Origin of the sequence: Rhodovulum sp. (assembly GCF_011048875.1) — a bacterium.
In the GTDB taxonomy this organism is placed as follows: Bacteria; Pseudomonadota; Alphaproteobacteria; order Rhodobacterales; family Rhodobacteraceae; genus Rhodovulum; species Rhodovulum tesquicola.
The window spans coordinates 1-2600 of the sequence record NZ_DSDD01000014.1; the positions used below are offsets into that span (position 1 = coordinate 1).

Annotated in this window: 3 protein-coding genes and 1 pseudogene; 3 read left to right on the plus strand and 1 reads right to left on the minus strand. The window is 69.2% G+C overall.

Features of this window, described 5'->3' with window-relative positions; all coding sequences use genetic code 11:
• On the plus strand, positions 1 to 129 hold a 129-nt coding region (locus ENN83_RS00595; RefSeq protein ID WP_349760082.1), incomplete at its 5' end, for a YebC/PmpR family DNA-binding transcriptional regulator.
• A gap of 10 nt (positions 130 to 139) precedes the next feature.
• Here the strand turns inward: ENN83_RS00595 and ENN83_RS00600 are convergent.
• On the minus strand, positions 140 to 1567 hold the full coding sequence (locus tag ENN83_RS00600) for a GGDEF domain-containing protein (protein ID WP_287182863.1): 1428 nt from the start codon (positions 1565 to 1567) through the stop codon (positions 140 to 142).
• Positions 1568 to 1687: 120 nt separating this feature from the next.
• Here ENN83_RS00600 and ENN83_RS00605 point away from each other — a divergent pair, with 120 nt between their 5' ends.
• Together ENN83_RS00605 and ENN83_RS00610 are read left to right on the plus strand one after the other, a co-directional pair.
• Positions 1688 to 2302, plus strand: a complete 615-nt coding sequence (locus tag ENN83_RS00605; RefSeq protein WP_414707596.1) for a DMT family transporter — start codon at positions 1688 to 1690, stop codon at positions 2300 to 2302.
• Between the two features lie 41 nt (positions 2303 to 2343).
• Positions 2344 to 2600, plus strand: a pseudogene (locus tag ENN83_RS00610) (hemerythrin domain-containing protein); the annotation flags it as partial.

Below are 2600 nucleotides of genomic sequence, written 5' to 3' on the forward strand. Positions count from 1 at the left end.
ACGATCGAGCTTGACCTCGAGGGCATGCAGAAGCTGATGAAGCTGGTGGATGCGCTGGAGGATGATGACGATGTGCAGCGCGTGACCACCAATTTCGAGGCCAGTGACGAGGTTCTGGCCCAGCTGTGATCCCGGCCGTTCAGCAAAAGCCCGCGATGGCCATATCCGTGGCGCTGGCGACCCGGTTCCGGCCGCCGCGCTTGGCCGCGTAAAGCGCCTGATCGGCGGCATCGAGGGCGCGTTCGAACCCGTCGTTCCGCGACGTCTCGACCACGGCGCAGCCGAAGGACGCGGTCAGCGGCTTGCCGCCCGGCCCCTTGCCGATCTCTCCCGAGGGCCGGATCCGCAATTCCTCGGCCAGGGCATGACGCAGGATCTCGGCCAGCGCCTCGGCGCCTGCCAGCGTGGTGTCGGGAAGCACCAGCAGGAACTCCTCCCCGCCCCAGCGCCCGGCGACATCCGACATCCGCAGCCGCGCCGACATAAGTCGCGCGGCGGTTTCCAGCACGCGGTCGCCGACCCCGTGGCCCAGCCGGTCGTTCACCGCCTTGAAATGGTCGAGGTCGCAGATCACCATCGACACCGGCCGCCCGCCGCGGCGCGCGGCATGGATCGCATGGCCCGCCATCACCAGGGTTCCACGCCGGTTGGCCAGCCCCGTCAGCGGGTCGATCAGCGAGGCACGCTGCAATTCGCGCGACAGGGCCCGGCGTTCGCGGTCGAGACGGTCACGCATCCGGCCCGCGACCAGAACGCCGGTGCAGCAGAACAGGATCATCGCCTGCGCGTAGAATGCGTCCGCCGCGCTGGGGCCGTTCGGGTCCATCCGGAAGATCACGATGGCCAGCGCGGTGGGCACGATGGCAGCCAGCGCCATTTCCATGCGCAGCACGCGGGCCAGCTTGTCGTCGCGGAACAGCGTGCGGAAGACGGGGCGCCGGGCCTGGGCGATCTGGGCGCCCAGCACCAGCGGCGTCAGGATCAGCATGGTGAAGGGCGACAACGCGCCGCGCAACTGGCCGATGCCCATGGCATAGCCCAGAAAGGCCGTCAGGCAGATCATCCCGGCGGCGCCTGCCAGGACCATGGCGGGCCATGCCGGGTGGCGGCGGCGCAACGCCAGCGCGCTGGCCAGCGCCAGGATGCCCACGGCTTCGCTGATGCCGGTGACTTCGGGATCCAGCGGCAAGCCGCGGCTCAGCCAGATCAACTGCCCCAGTCCGATCATGGCCGCCACCAGCAGAAGCGTCTGCTCGACCGGACCGCTGCGGGCAAAGGGCCGCTGCATCAGGATTGCCAGCGCCAGGGCGGCAAGGGCCAGCAGCGTCAGCGGGAGAATGCCCGCCTCGCCCGGGATGGGCCGGTGCAGCAACGGGATGTCGGCCAGAAATCCGATCGCCGGGACGGCCGCCAGAAGGAACGAGAACAGCGCCAGCGCCTGCCGCACGGCGGGGGCTGCGCGCACCATCACGAAACGCGGGGTGCCGTGCAGCAGATCGTCGTCTTCCCATGGTCCTGACGAGGGATGCCAGGTTTCTCTCATCATGGTCTCCGTCGTCTTTGGCATCCGGCCGTCGATCTCATCATGGCAAACAAGAGGTTAAAGGGACGTTGACGCAGCCTGCGTTGCACCGGCGCCTGATCGCCGGGCCTCGCATCCCGCGCCTGCCTGGGGTGAAGTCGCGCCATGGCTCGGGGCTCGGACGCATCCGGGGGGCAGCGGCCCCTCGCGGGGATCCTCTGGATGCTGTTGACCGGCGCGAATTTCGTGGCGGTCACGGCCCCGGTCAAGCATGTCGGCGATGCCGTGCCCGCGCCCCAGGCGGCCTTTCTGCGCTATCTGCCGGAGCTGGTCTTTCTCGCGCCGATGCTGGGGCCGTTGCCGCGCGCGGGGATCGACCGGCGCGGGCTGGCGCAGTATTCGGTGCGGGGGCTTGCGCACGCGCTGGGCGTGATCTGCTGGTTCTACGCCATGACCCGGATCCCGATCGCCGAGGTCCCGGCGATGAACTATCTCAACCCGGTCTATGTCACGATCGGCGCCGCGCTGGTCTTCGGCGAACGGCTGGCGCTGCGCCGGATCCTTGCCATCGCGGTGGCCCTTGCGGGCGTTCTGGTGATCCTTCGCCCGGGGTTTCGCGAATTGTCGGACGGCCATCTGACGATGCTCTTCACCGCGCGGTTCTTCGGTGCCTCCTATCTGATGGCCAAGCGGCTGAGCGAGTGCGATCCGGCGGCGGTGGTGCTGGCGATGCTGAAACGCCGCGTCACCACCCCGCCGCCCGAGGCCACCAAGCTGTGACGCCACCTTTCCGGGCAACGCCTTTCGCCTGGCTTCCCGGCATGGCCGACGAACTGACCCTCGATATCCGCACGGGCCTGCCCGACGCGCTGCGCGTGCTGCTGGACGAGCCCCCGCGCGATCTGTGGGACAGCCATGTCCGTTTCCACGGGCTGACCCGGTTCTGGCTGGAACGCCACCTGATGTTCCGCACCCTGATCGACCGGATCGGGGGCGAAAGCCGGGCCATCGTCGAGCGCAGCGCCGGGCCCGGACGGGCGGTGCGCAACACGGCCCGCCATGCGCAATTGCTGCTGGA

Excerpts from the sequence above, each read along its gene's own strand:
- ENN83_RS00600 (WP_287182863.1), bottom strand. The coding sequence starts at position 1,567 with ATGCCAAAGACGACGGAGACCATGATGAGAGAAACCTGGCATCCCTCG.
- ENN83_RS00605 (WP_414707596.1), top strand. The coding sequence starts at position 1,688 with ATGGCTCGGGGCTCGGACGCATCCGGGGGGCAGCGGCCCCTCGCGGGG.